The organism is Leyella lascolaii, from assembly GCF_900079775.1.
Lineage (GTDB): Bacteria > Bacteroidota > Bacteroidia > Bacteroidales > Bacteroidaceae > Prevotella > Prevotella lascolaii.
The window spans coordinates 14573-28966 of the sequence record NZ_LT556050.1 but is presented as its reverse complement, the minus strand read 5'-3'; the positions used below and the strand labels follow the sequence as shown (position 1 = coordinate 28966).

Sequence of the window (14394 nt, the reverse complement as noted above, 5' to 3'; positions counted from 1 at the left end):
ATGACAGTGAAAACAGCAGCTTTTGTTTTGTATTATGCGTGATTTACAGTAACTTTGTCATCAAAAAACTATACGAAAATATGGGTAGGGGAAAATTAGAGAAGTTTGCTGATATGGAACGGTATGAGAACGTTTTCGAGTATCCGTATCATGTGATGGAGCAGAAACCTTTTGATATGAAAGGACAGTGGCGCGAACGATATTTTAAGAACGACGGACCGATTGTGCTCGAGTTGGGATGCGGACGAGGCGAATATACCGTGGAACTGGCAAAGCGTTTCCCTGAAACAAACTTCATTGGAGTTGACATAAAAGGTGCAAGAATGTGGAGCGGAGCTACCCAGGCTCTTGAAGAAAAGCTGCCTAATGTAGCATTCTTGCGTACTAATATAGAAATAATAGACCGGTTCTTTGACTGTGATGAAGTGCAGGAGATATGGCTTACGTTCAGCGATCCTCAAATGAAAAGCGTCCGAAAACGTCTTACGAGCACATATTTCATGAACCGTTACCGTAAATTCCTGACTGACGGAGGGCTTATACACCTTAAGACTGATTCTAATTTCCTGTTTACATATACTACATATATGATACAGCGAAACAGTCTTCCTTTGCTCTTTTCTACGGAAGATCTTTACCATACAGAGGGACTTGACGAGCAGACACGCAACATTCTGGGTATTAAAACATATTATGAGACCCAGTGGATAGAGCGAGGATTGAATATCCGTTATATGAAATTCAGACTTCCGCATGGCGGTGAGCTTCATGAGCCTGATGTGGAGATTCCGCTCGATGAATACCGTAGTTACAGGCGTACAAAGCGCAGCGGACTATCTGTAGCGAAGTAACTGTATACAATCAATGAGTGGTTGTATATGCCGGTTATTCTTCTCTATATATATAAATAATGTATATGGAGCTGCAATAACATATTTTTTATATATTTACAATTTTATAATGACATTTTTTTTGACTTATAGTGCTACTGAATTGTTATTAATATAAAAGCCAAAATTGTATATTACATGGACAGAAGAATTTTATTTTTTGCATCTCTATTGCTACTGGCTGGAGTGTCAGAGTTGTGGGCAGACACAAAGAAAGAGCCGGTGTCGTATGTCAATCCTATGATTGGAACAAGCGGTATGGGGCACACTTTTCCGGGAGCTTGTGCTCCGTTCGGAATTGTCCAGCTCAGTCCTGAAACAGACACAATACCACAGAACATAGACGGACGTTATGTTGGGAAGGTGTATGCATACTGTGCCGGTTACCAGCATGATGACCCGACAATCGTCGGATTCAGTCATACACATCTCAGTGGAACCGGACATTCTGATTTGGGAGACATTATGATAATGCCCCAGACGGGTGCGCTGAAACTTAATCCTGGTACAGCCGACAAGCCTGAAAACGGTTACAGGTCGCGTTTCTCACATGATACGGAAATCGCAGAGCCGGGATATTATGCCGTTACTCTCAGCGATTATAACATCAAGGCGGAGATGACGGCTACACAGAGAGTAGGTGTCCACCGTTACACTTTCCCTCAAGGCAATGACTGCCGTATAATCCTTGACATGCTGCATGGCATCTATAATTACGACGGTAAGGTGTTATGGAGCAGTCTTAGGGTGGAGAATGACACCTTGATTACAGGTTATCGCATAACCAACGGTTGGGCTCGTTGCAACTATACTTATTTTGCGATGTCACTAAGCAAGCCTATAAAGGATTATGGATATAAGGACATGAAGACTCCCAAATATCAAGGTTTCTGGCGGAAGTTCAATGTCAACCGCAACTTTCCGGAGATTGCGGGGCGCGATATAGTGGCTTACTTCAATTTCGACAACAGCGATTCACAGCCGCTTGTCATAAAAGTGGCATTGTCGGCGGTAGGGACAGACGGCGCGTTGAAGAACCTTCGTGCGGAGGCTTCAGGCAAATCCTTTGACCAGATTCGTACAGAGACCGAAGGACTTTGGAATCATGAGCTCGGGCTAATAGAATGTGAGGGAACCGATGATCAGAAAGCCATGCTCTATACGTCGCTTTATCACACTATGATCAATCCTTCCATATACATGGATGTGGACAGAAGATACCGTGGACTTGACGGTAATATACATGTCGCAGAGGATTTTGACAATTATACCATATTCTCTGTCTGGGATACTTATCGTGCGCTCCATCCGCTTCTCGGGCTTATAAAGCCAGACCGTAATACGGATATGGTCAAGTCGATGATAGCCCATCAGCAACAGAGTGTGCACCATATGCTGCCCGTCTGGAGCCTTATGGCAAATGAGGGATGGTGTATGACAGGCTATCATGCCGTAACTGTTTTGGCAGACGCGCTTGTAAAAGGTGCTGATATCGACCGCGACGCAGCGATGAAAGCTATGGTTGAAACAGCCACCTGCCCTTATTATGAGAGTCTTGGAGACTATATGAGGCTCGGTTATGCACCGTTCGACAAGAACGGTACAGCCGCTTCGAATACTCTCGAGTATTCTTTTGACGACTGGACCATATACAGTGCAGCCAAACATTTGGGAATGGAAGATATTGCGCGGCAGTTTGAAAAGCGTGCGCTTTATTATCGTAATACATTCGATAAGAGCATCGGATTCGCCAATGCGCGCTATTCCGACGGTTCATTCAAGAAAGACCTTGATCCTTACCAGACATCCGGTGAAGGTTTTATCGAAGGCAATTCGTGGAACTTCTCGTTCCAGGCGCCTCAGGATGTGGATGGTCTGATAAGTCTGTTTGGAGGAGACAAGGCGTTCATAGGTAAACTGGACAGACTTTTCGAGATGGATCTTCCTGCCAAATATTATGAGCACAATGAAGACGTTACGGCAGACTGCCTCGTCGGAGGATATGTTCATGGCAACGAGCCAAGCCATCATATACCTTATCTCTATGCGTGGACGTCACAGCCATGGAAGACCCAGACATGGATGCGCACTATTATGAACAAGATGTACCGTAACCATATACGCGGTCTGGGAGGCAATGATGATTGCGGTCAGATGTCCGCATGGTATATCTTCTCGGCTATGGGCTTCTATCCGGTTTGTCCCGGAAGTGACCAGTATGTGTTGGGTGCGCCATATCTCCCGTATATGGATGTAACCCTTTCTAACGGCAAGCACATCATCATCAAAGCCCCGAATGTGAGCGACAAGAACAGATATGTGCGCAGTGTGAAGATAAACGGCAAGCCATACTCAAAGATGTATGTCACTCACTCAATGCTTGACAGCGGATGCGAGATAGAGTTTGTCATGGGCAGCAAACCAAACAAAAAGCGCGGTCTGGCTGAATCAGACAAGCCATACTCAATGACAAAAGGAGCATAAGCGCCTTTACGGTTTTGCGATAAAAAAAGGAATCATATAAAAACATTAATAACAATGAAAATCAGAAAGACTATTACAATCGCCGCTTTGGTTGGCGGTATGGTGATGTTCACGGCATGCGGAACATCCAAAAAGGCTGCTTCAGCCGGTAAGTGGGAAAGCTTTAAGATTAAAGACATCTTTTTTGACGATCAGGCACCTGACAGCAAGGGCTCTAAAATCTATCATGCCATCATTCCCGACCCTGAAGCTTATATAAACAAAGTGTCGCGCGAGGTGCTCAACACTCTCTATTTCTCACCAAAAGACAGTATTCCCGCATTGGAGAGACTGCACTATAAGCTTGAAGACACAAAAGGTATCTCGGCAAAGGGTGGCGGCAACGGCTATGTGGACATATTCTACAGCACGCGCCATGTGGAGCGTTCGTTTGCCAATAACGACACGGCTCGTGTTGATTTTGAGACAAGAGGAGTGTTGCTTCATGAGCTCACCCACGCTTTCCAGCTTGAGCCGCAGGGTATTGGCAACTATGGAAACAGCAAGACGGTATGGGCGTTCATCGAAGGCATGGCTGATGCAGTGCGTGTTGCCAACGGCGGTTTCCACGGTGAGCAGGATCGTCCTAAAGGCGGCAATTATACTGACGGATACCGTCATGCAGGCTATTTCTTCGTATGGATAAGAGACCATAAGGACCCTGACTTCCTGCGTAAGTTCAACCGTTCTACTCTTGAGGTCGTTCCATGGTCGTGGGACGGAGCCATAAAACACATCCTCGGCGATAAATACACCATGGACGGACTGTGGCATGAATATCAGGTTGCCGTAGGCGACATAAAGGAATAAAAACATAAAAAGGAATGAGAAAATACGTATTGATGACAGTCATGGCTTTGTCCATGACTGTTTACGCAAATCAGGATGGTGGCGCGCGCCTTATAGACTATGTCAATCCGTTTGTCGGAACAGACGGATACGGCAATGTATATCCGGGCGCGCAGATTCCTTTCGGAGGAATACAGATAAGTCCGGACACGGACGAACATTTCTATGATTGCGCTTCCGGCTACAAGTGGAACAGACAGTCCATACAGGGATTCTCGCTCACTCATCTCAGCGGAACAGGCATTCCGGACCTCGGCGACTTTCTTTTTATGCCCGGTACGGGCGAGATAAAGCTCAATCCTGGCACCGATGAGAATCCTGACGAGGGCTATCGCTCACGTTTTTCACATGAAGAAGAGAAAGCCACTCCGGGATATTACGGTGTTATGCTGAAGGATTACGGGGTGAAGGCAGAGATGACCTCTGCTGTGCGAAGCGGCATGTTCCGCTTCACTTATCCCAAGTCTGACAAGTCGTTCATTCTTATTGATCTCAACCACACGTTGTGGCAGAAATGCGTTTGGTCCAACATACGCGTCGAGAACGACAGTGTCGTGACCGGTTATAAGCTTGTGAAAGGATGGGGACCTGAGCGTCACATCTACTTCAGGGCTGTATTCTCCAAACCGTTGAAGAATTTCATGATTTATCAGGACCAGAAACCTGTGATATACAACACGTCCCGTTTCCGCAGCAACCGCGAGGCATGGGGACCTAACATCATGTTCACAGCCACATTCTCTACGGATGCCGACGAGGTCGTTACGGTCAAGACATCAATCTCCGCCATCAGTACCGACGGGGCGGCTCTCAATATGCGGGAGCTCGACGGCATGACTTTCGACAGCGTCAAAGCCCTTGCCGAGCAGAAGTGGGAGAAAGAACTCTCCACGTATACCATAAAGGGAACACGCGAACAGAAAGAGACTTTCTACACATCAGCATATCATGCCGCGCTGTGTCCGTTTGTATACAATGACGCCGACGGCTCTTATCTCGGACTCGACAAGAACGTCGAGAAAGAGAGCGGGTTCACAAACCGCACCGAGTTCTCGTTCTGGGACACTTACAGGGCATTCCATCCGCTGATGAATCTTGTGCATCAGGACATTCAGGCGGATGTGGCAAACTCCATGCTTGCACATTATGACAAGAGTGTGGAGAAGATGCTGCCCTACTGGTCGTTTGCCAGCAATGAGACATGGTGCATGATAGGCTATCATGCCGCGGCTATATTGGCGGACATGATATGCAAGGACGTCAAAGGATTCGACCACGAACGCGCCTTCGAGGCAATGGTCACAACAGCAATGAACAACAACTACGATTGCCTGCCTGAGTACCGTTCGCTCGGTTATGTGCCGTTCGACAAGGAGGCGGAATCGGTCTCGAAGACATTGGAATATGCCTACGACGATTACGCCATAGCACAGGCTGCGAAGAAACTCGGCAAGAATAAGGAATACGAATACTTCATGAACCGTGCCATGAGCTATCAGAACATCTATGACAGTCAGACCGGATACATGCGCGGCAAGGACGTTAACGGCAAGTGGCGCACTCCGTTTGCCCCTGTGGCTTATCAGGGACCGGGCTCGGTTCATGGCTGGGGCGACATCACGGAGGGCTTCACCGTGCAGTATCACTGGACCGTGCCGCAAGATGTCCAGGGGCTTATCAATCTGATGGGACGCGATCTTTTCCGCTCAAGACTTGACTCGCTGTTCCTTTACGAGTTGCCCGAGGACATACCGGGAGCACACGACATCCACGGACGTATAGGCGCATACTGGCACGGCAATGAGCCTTGCCACCACGTTGCCTATCTTTACAATTACATAGGCGAGGGATGGAAGTGCCAGAAATGGGTGCGTGAGGTTGTCGACAGGTTTTATGGCAACAAGCCGGGATCGTTGTGCGGAAACGACGACTGCGGTCAGATGTCGGCATGGTACATATTCAATTGTCTCGGCTTCTATCCTGTGTGTCCGGGCAGCGGATACTACAACATCGGCTCGCCTGCGCTGCCTGCCGTCGACGTAAGGATGAGCAACGGCAGCCACATCAGAATGACTGCCAGAAATTGGAGCAAGGATGCCGTATATATTAATAAGGTGTATGTCAACGGAAAACGCTACACCAAGTCGTATCTCACATGGGATGACGTGAAGAACGGCATTGATATAGAGTTTGTCATGAGCAAGAAGCCCAACCGCAAATGGGCTGTGGCAAAGGACGACATCGCTCCTTCCGTGTCGGTGGAAGGCAAGACTGTGGCATATAAGCACGGCATGCGTCTCTGATGCATACTTGTATCAGGACATCACTGATATCATTGAGGACGGAGCCCAAGGGTTCCGTCCTTTCTTGTTGGCACCGGTATGTCGTGTCATTTTGCACTTCCCTTCTTGTCATATCAAGCGGATGTTCAAAATGAATTGCCGTCATATTGTGTGCTGTTCAGCAGCTGCATTTCAAAGTACGATGATGAATTGTAGCGGGCTACACTACCGATGAGACTCTGGAATGAAGCCCAGAAGAACGCACAGGATGATGGCAAAGATGTATATAACATATGAGTAATTTTATAATATCGGTTAATTTTGAACAGCTACTTATAATATTTATTGTAACTTTGCCATGAAATATCCTTTCAAAGCCACCATTGCCGCAAGTGTGCGGTGGCTTTGCGCAGAGTCAGCCCGGATGCGGAAGACTTGCATGTTACAGTTTCGGGCACGATATTTGCATACATTTTATTCATATATTATATTACGGATTTCAATCAATAAAGCAATACAGATATGGTAATATATCCTGAAATAATAAGGAAGGCACTGGAAACAGTGATATATCCCGGCACGAAGAAGAATATCGTGGAAAGCGGGATGCTTGCCGACAATATGAGAATAGACGGCATGAAGGTTTCGTTCTCACTCATTTTCCCGCGCGAGACAGACCCTTTTCTCAAGTCGGTGGTGAAGGCGGCAGAACACGCTGTCCACTTCTATGTGTCAGAAGACGTTGAGGTGGCAATAACCACTGAGTTCACCTCAAAGGCACGTCCGAAGCCCGGAAAGATGCTGCCGCATGTGAGGAACGTTGTTGCTGTAAGTTCAGGCAAAGGTGGGGTGGGCAAGAGCACTGTGGCTGCCAACCTTGCAATAGCACTGGCAAAGCTGGGCTATAAAGTAGGAATACTCGACACTGACATCTTCGGTCCGTCGCTTCCGAAAATGTTCGATGTGGAGCGTGAGCGCATTTACAGCATAGAGAAAGACGGCCGAACACTCATCCAGCCGCTGGAGAAATATGGAGTGAAGCTTCTCAGCATAGGCTTCTTCGTGAATCCCGACACTGCGACTCTATGGCGCGGAGGCATGGCTTCAAACGCCTTGAAACAGCTCATAGCCGATGCCGACTGGGACGAGCTTGACTATTTCATCCTCGACACGCCGCCGGGAACGAGCGACATTCACCTTACGCTGCTGCAGACGCTTGCCATCACCGGTGCGGTTATAGTCAGCACGCCGCAGGACGTGGCTCTGGCTGACGCGCGCAAGGGCATCGACATGTACACAAACGACAAGGTGAACGTGCCGATTCTCGGACTTGTGGAAAACATGGCGTGGTTTACACCCGCCGAACTGCCGGAGAACAAGTACTACATCTTCGGCAAGGAAGGCTGCAAGAAGCTCGCCAAGGAAATGAATCTGCCGCTGCTCGCGCAGATACCGATAGTGCAGGGACTTTGCGAAAGCGGAGACGAGGGACAGCCGGCAGCACTCAACAGCGACTCCATTCTCGGTCAGGTGTTCCTCAATCTTGCGCAGGCGGTGGTGACGGTGGTCAACCGCAGGAACAAGGAAATGGGACCAACGAAGATAGTAGAGGTGAAAAGCTGAGGCGCGTATGCCGCATGCGGCATATTTTAAACGGTGCCCGTAGAAGCCTGATGTGTATGGCTTTTGCGGGCACTGTTATTTTTTATTCATCATCTTATAATGATGTCGTCAGTGGAACTGGTTGAGACTGCCTTTCCGCAACCTCTCACATGATTGTCCTTCAGCTCCACATGCCTTGCGTTGCGTACGACTATGCCGCAGTCGTTGGAGCCGTTGCCTATAATTGTGTTGCCGTATATGCGTATGTTCTCATGCAGGAATGTGTTGTCAGTCTGCGGTGCGTCTATCACCACGGCTATGCCCGACGCGCCGAATTGGGTTCCGGCTCCGAGCCCGCAGTTCACCATCACGTTGTCTGCAATGGTGACGTCCTTTGCATGACTGCCTTCTTTCCAGCCCGACTCCGCACCCACGTGGACAGCCGTTCCGGTGCAGCCTCTGAATATGTTTCCCTTTATTTCCACCCCGCGTGTCTTTACAAGCACTCCGCGAGCCATCTGTCCCCATACCGAATTGCGGCAGAAACTGAGTCTCGGAAGTTTGGATGCGTTCAGTAGATAGTATTCTCCGAAATTCTCGGGCAACTCTCCGTCCAGCCTCACCTTCACGTCCTTTGCTTTAGGAGAGTGTTCTACGTATGTCACCCTTAATGTCTTTTCAGGCACGAGTGTCGCTATGCGTACAAGCTCAAGGCTGTCGCCGACCTGTGGTATGTCAGCCGTCTGCGCGTGGGTAAATGTGGGTGAGCGCAACTGCAGCGTGACCGTGCCATCCTCAACGGAAGCTATGTTGTGATAGTAGCCATGCACGTTTGTGGCGTCATCGCCTTGTCCGCGGAAGCTGCATTCGTCGAAGCTGATGTGTCCGCGGCACGCTGCGAAGTGGGTTGCGTCTGTGTTGGTGGAGAACATGAATCCTTCTGCCGGACTGACAGACAGCCGGTGTATTGTTATGTCGGTGCTGTCGAATCCTACGATTCCCATGCCCGGCTGTGAATGTATTGTCACTCCATCAAGTGTTGTCGATGTGCTGTTGCCTATGAATATGGCAGGGCGGAAGTGGAAGGAGTGCAGGGCTGCAATGTAAGCGCCCCGAAGCCGTTGCGGCAAGTGCCCTTCAAATTCCACACGGTTGTTGCCCAACAGTCTGCGTTTGGGGAAGTAGAACGGTTCTGCGTAGAATCCGCTTATGGAACTGTCCCACAGTGTCATGCGTGTTATCGGTATGTCATCGGTTATGATGCGCCTTTCGTCAAATTGAACGACGAACGAGTTGTCCTTTATTTCCTGCACAATGCCCTGTGAGAACGGCTTGCGCTTGTAGTCGATTGTCAGTCCGCGTACTGTAAGGTTGCGGCAGTCGGTGATGGACAGCGGTTCCATCCATCCCTCACACATCAGTATCGCGCCTGTCGCCTCGATGGTGACGGAGTCTGAGCCGTTGAAGTCGAGTCCGCGCACGTATGGGTAATACGGCGTGAAAATCACTTTCTCAGGGTCACCGCCCATTTTTCCTGACAGCACCTGCTGTTCCAGTTGTTCGGCTGCGGCATCGCGCAGGCGGTATGTTCCGGGCGGAACAGTAAGAGTCGTACCGGGATGGCGGCGGCAGTACTCGGCTGCCTTGCGCAGTGCGCGGGTGTCATCCTTGCCGTCATCGGGCTTCGCTCCGAATTCAAGTACGGAGACATTCTTGGCTGTAACCGGCAATGTGTGGAGTCCGGACAGCATAAATGAGAGCATAAAAAGTTTTACGATTGTGAGGTGTCTCATGGTTCTTTGTTTTATGTTTGAGCACAAAATTATAAAATTATATCGTATTACGCATGTCTTATATTCATTATTTCCCGTATATACAATCTGTTTAACTCAGATTAACAATACTCCTTTTTTGATTCATATCGTTATGCGTCATGCTGAACCTGTCATTATACTTCATATGCATGACGTGCTGTTGTACTGTCGGTCTGTTACCGTTTTTGTCGCTGATGCGTCGTACTGCTGCTGCCAATGTGTGTAATCAGGATGCCGTCAGCAGTAGTGAAGATGTTTGGGATGCATGCTATTCCCAATCGGTGGTCGTACCGCCAAAGCCGTTTTTCCGCTTGATTATCGGCTCTTCATGCCTCTTGCGCACTGATGAGTTTATCTTGTTTCATGCTTTTTTCTATTGTATTCAACCATGTCTCCTACTGAATGGGAAACCCAAACGGAGGGCAATTGTATTTGACACGGATGAATTACGTTATCCGAATCGGTATGATTGAGCGAAAAATCGGCACAGACGATAATGAATACCAGATCTGGTCAGTGTATATTTATGCAATGTTGAAAGTAAAAAGATTTGACAGTACAGATTCGCAAAAGAGAGTTCCGCAACACGGTCGTGATGTTTCCGGGCAGGGTAGGTGAGCATTCCGGATTTGCCATTTGTACAGCCGGAAAGCCCGTTTGAAAGTTGAAACCTGTCAGGAAACTGCTTTTTATGCATGTCTGTATGTATTGCGAGTTTGCGGAACGGTGCCTATTATGTGCCGGAAAAGGCTTTACCGGTGTCTGAAAGAGGCTTTATGGCATGCCGGAAAAGCCTTTCTTGTATGCTTGCGTGGGCAATGTAAGTGCTGTGCAATGCTTATTCTGTTGATTATCAGTGCGTTCCTTGAAGTGCTGAATACTCGCGTATTTGCCGGAGGAATGGCTCTCACTTGAAAATATTGCAGTATTTCGAAGATATGGGTGCATAAATATGCAGTGACGGGAGGTGTATATGCATATTTATGCACAGCCGTTTTTTCTTTTTGCAGCGCACTGCGGCGCGTCTCATTCCGCGCTTTCCGGTGTCGCCTTTTTGACGTTGCGGCTGTCTTTTGTTTCGGCAGCCATCTTTCTGTATACCATGCATGCCGTTATGAGGTATACGGCTGACTGTATCCACAGACAGATATATTCGGTTTTAATGTCGGAGAACGTCGCTCCCATACTGTTCATCTTGATGAACGCCTGTATGCCGAATGTGGACGGGAATATGTAGGACACGTATTTCCAGAACTCCGGAATGTTGGTCGCAGGCCATGATATGCCTGATATGAAGAGCAGCGGCACTGACGTGAACACGACAAGCAGCATCACCTCCTCGCGCTCTTTCATGAACACAGAGACGGTCATCGCAAAGAAGATGCACGCCAGCAGGTAGGGCAGAAGGAACATGGCGAAGTCGCCGGGGTGAACGGTATGTATGAAGTTGAATATGCGGGGTATGCCCAGAAGTACGTATGTGGCGAGCACGGTGAACATTGAGAGATAGCACAAAGTCTTGCCTGCCACTACCGGAAGGAGCGCGGTGGGTTTGGGAGCGAACATGTGGTGTATTTTTGAGGGTCTTCTCTCTCTGACCGTACCGTTGCGCATTCCGATGCTCAGCAGCAGCACTTGCTGTATGATTAGTACGAGAACGCCTGGAAGAATGAAGCTTCCGTATCCGCCGGTTGAGTTGAACATTGCCACCTCTTCAATGTTGATGGGGCTTGTCGTTATCTCGTCCTCGCGGTCGGTGTGGTTGCCCGACACGCTCTTCTGTATGTCCGAGTTTATCTCACCGATGACTGTCGTGGTGGTCTGATATATGGCTTTGTAGGTGAGCATCAGTGCCATGTTGCAGTACAGGCTCACTGTTGACTGCTCCATCCGGCTGACGCGGGTCTCAAAATCCTCCGGTATATATATCACTCCGTAGACCTCCTGTAGACCGATAAGCCGCCGCGCCTCTTCAAGGCTTCCGCAGCGGTAGGCTGTCTCAACGTCGGGTGAGGCGTCGAGCATGCTTGTAAGCTTGCGGCTGAGTTTGCTGTCAGAGTTGTCGACAACGGCAACAGGAACATCGCGCACTACTTCGTTGTTGTATATCCACGAGTAGAGCAGCGGATAGAGCAGCGGCAGCAATACGGTGAATATGAGCAGACCCTCGTCTCTGACTATTTTCTTGGTCTCGTCTATCCATATTGTGCATATGTCGTTTATGATGGCTGTTATCTTGTTCATGTTACCTTTCGTCATTTTTATGGGATGTATACGTATTCCGATATTGCCTTATTGAGGCGAGGAAGTACGAAAACCGGCAGTGCCGCGAATATTATCAGAGCGACTATGTTCTGCCATACGTCTGCCATGGGCATGCCGTTGAATATGCTTATCTGATAAATCATGAAGAAGTGGCGCAGCGGGAATATCGCAGAGAGCAGCTCGAGCTGCGGATCCATTGCGAACGTCGGGAAGGCTGTGCCGGCAAGCGAGAAGCCGAGCACGGCAAGAAGTGAGCATACGCTCATGGACATTCTCATGGACGGGAATATGCCGAAGAGGAACAGTCCCAGTCCCTGTGCCGAGAGTACTGACAGCAGTCCGAGTACTGCCATCGGCAGAATGCCGCCGGGATGAGGGAAACCGAGCACACCGAATACATACAGCATGTAGGCGTATATTATAATAAGGTGGATGACAAACTGTGGCAGCAGTTTCCCCAGAATGGCTGTCATGATGTTTCCTCCGGCTGTGGCAAGCCATTTGCGGGCGGTGCCTTGTTTCAGCTCACTGCCGACGGAGTAGGCTGTTATGAGGAAAATGAACAGGAACAGACAGCCGGGAATGAGTGTCGTGCTGAGGTAAATGTTGTAGTTCACCCAAGGGTTGTTCACTGCATGGAAGTCGAGTGTGACTGGCTGCAGGAACGTGCTTATCTGTTCTCCTGTGTATCCTTTTGCCGACATTGTGGCTGAACCGACTGACGCGGAGCCGAGCATTGAGATGGTTTTGAGGTCGCGGAACACAAGCGAACCAGCTGTCAGTGACGTGTTGCTGTAGTAGAATGATATTTCGGGGCGGCGTGCCGACAGCAGTTTGTCGGTGGTTCCTTGCGGAAAGAGCATGAAACCGTATATCTCGTTCTGCTGCATCGCGCGCCGCGCCGCGTTGAAGTCTTTGTAGTGTCCCTGTACCCTCGTTCCAGAAAAAGCGTCGAGGGTCCTTGTGAGTTTGCGCGTTGTGGCTGTGTTGTCGAGGTCTACGATGCCGACAGGCAGTTCCTTCGGCTGTCCTTCATCCATAAGTGAGGTGAAGAATATGGTCACTAACAGCGGGAACACAACCATGCACAAGAGATAGACCGGATTGGATTTCAGTCTGGAACACTCTCTTGCCGCAAGGCGGAAAACACGGTTTATGAGTCTGTCACTATGCACTTACTTTTTCTTTATTATAAGCGACATTCCCGGACGCAGCCCGTCTATCTTGTCCAGTGGGCGTGCCTTAACCTCAAATGTTTTCAAATCGTATTCTCCGTTTGACTTTGTCGCTTTCCATGTGGCATACGAACCCTGGTCCTTGATGTAGTATACCTTCATTCTTATTTCCTTGTTGAATGCCGGCAGAAAAGCCTTGAAGACGCTGCCGTTCTTCATGCCTTCAAGCTGATCCTCACGTATGTTGAATGTTCCCCACATGTCGTTGAGCTGGGATATTGACATTATAGGTGAGCCGGCGCCTATCAGTTCGCCGGTCTTGGGATATATGTCGCTCACCTCGCCTTCCATCTGCGCGATCTGCATTGTCTCGTTTATGTAGGAGTTCACTTCCTCTACGGCACCTTTGGCTCTGTCCACCTGTGCGGCGGCTGCCTTCTTCTCTTCCTGGCGTGCACCGTTCACAGCCATGTCATACTGGCTCTGTGCCGCTTTTGTCTGTGCCTCGAGAGCCTTGTAGTTGGCAAATGCCTCGTCGCGTTTCTGCGCAGTCATCACGCCTTCGTCGAACAGACGCTGCACTCGTTCGTATGATTTCTTCGCTATGTCAAGTCCTGCTTTTGCCTGCTGGAGCAGTGCGTATGCGGCGCGTACCTGTTCCTTGCGGGCACCGTTGTTCGCCATCTCGCTCATGGCTGCGGCTGCGTTCTCTGCCGATTCAGCCTGCATCATCTTTGCCTTCACGTCAGGTGCGTCGATGATGGCAAGTGTGTCACCGGCTTTCACGTAGTCTCCTTCTTTCACGCGCAGTTCGAGTACGCGTCCGGGCACTTTGCTAGATACCCTGTATTCAGACACTTCTATCTGTCCCTGTATTATCTCCGGCTCTCTTGCCATGGCTATAGTGCCGATTATTACAGCAACTGTTATTGCAGCAACGGATATTGCTATCGCAATAATTATATTTCTCCTTTGTGTTCTTTCTGACATAACG

Annotated in this window: 9 protein-coding genes; 5 read left to right on the top strand and 4 right to left on the bottom strand. The window is 49.1% G+C overall.

Annotated features, from left to right (window positions below; all coding sequences use genetic code 11):
* The first annotated feature begins 80 nt into the window (after positions 1–80).
* From trmB to BN4609_RS12605, 5 genes are all read left to right on the top strand, one after another.
* Positions 81–851: a tRNA (guanosine(46)-N7)-methyltransferase TrmB gene (gene trmB, locus BN4609_RS12625; RefSeq protein WP_068857009.1), complete on the top strand. Its 771-nt coding sequence runs from the start codon at positions 81–83 to the stop codon at positions 849–851.
* A gap of 177 nt (positions 852–1028) precedes the next feature.
* Positions 1029–3374, top strand: coding sequence for a GH92 family glycosyl hydrolase (locus tag BN4609_RS12620; protein WP_068857008.1), 2346 nt, complete (start codon positions 1029–1031; stop codon positions 3372–3374).
* 54 nt (positions 3375–3428) lie between these two features.
* Complete coding sequence (locus BN4609_RS12615) at positions 3429–4223, top strand: basic secretory protein-like protein (protein WP_021994340.1); 795 nt, start codon at positions 3429–3431, stop codon at positions 4221–4223.
* Positions 4224–4255: 32 nt separating this feature from the next.
* The gene (locus BN4609_RS12610; RefSeq protein ID WP_286686393.1) at positions 4256–6565 is read left to right on the top strand and encodes a GH92 family glycosyl hydrolase; all 2310 of its coding nucleotides are present in this window, start codon (positions 4256–4258) and stop codon (positions 6563–6565) included.
* Between the two features lie 501 nt (positions 6566–7066).
* The gene (locus tag BN4609_RS12605) at positions 7067–8167 is read left to right on the top strand and encodes an Mrp/NBP35 family ATP-binding protein (RefSeq protein WP_068857007.1); all 1101 of its coding nucleotides are present in this window, start codon (positions 7067–7069) and stop codon (positions 8165–8167) included.
* 89 nt (positions 8168–8256) lie between these two features.
* On the opposite strand, the gene BN4609_RS12600 is transcribed toward BN4609_RS12605, so the two are convergent.
* The 4 genes from BN4609_RS12600 to BN4609_RS12585 all read right to left on the bottom strand — a co-directional run bounded on the left by BN4609_RS12600 (position 8257) and on the right by BN4609_RS12585 (position 14390).
* A complete protein-coding gene (locus BN4609_RS12600; RefSeq protein ID WP_068857006.1) occupies positions 8257–9939 on the bottom strand; it encodes a right-handed parallel beta-helix repeat-containing protein in 1683 nt (560 codons plus the stop codon).
* Between the two features lie 1047 nt (positions 9940–10986).
* The gene (locus tag BN4609_RS12595; RefSeq protein ID WP_241033263.1) at positions 10987–12204 is read right to left on the bottom strand and encodes an ABC transporter permease; all 1218 of its coding nucleotides are present in this window, start codon (positions 12202–12204) and stop codon (positions 10987–10989) included.
* 17 nt (positions 12205–12221) lie between these two features.
* A complete protein-coding gene (locus BN4609_RS12590; protein ID WP_068857004.1) occupies positions 12222–13400 on the bottom strand; it encodes an ABC transporter permease in 1179 nt (392 codons plus the stop codon).
* Positions 13401–14390, bottom strand: coding sequence for an HlyD family secretion protein (locus BN4609_RS12585; protein WP_068857003.1), 990 nt, complete (start codon positions 14388–14390; stop codon positions 13401–13403).
* Positions 14391–14394: the final 4 nt, after the last annotated feature.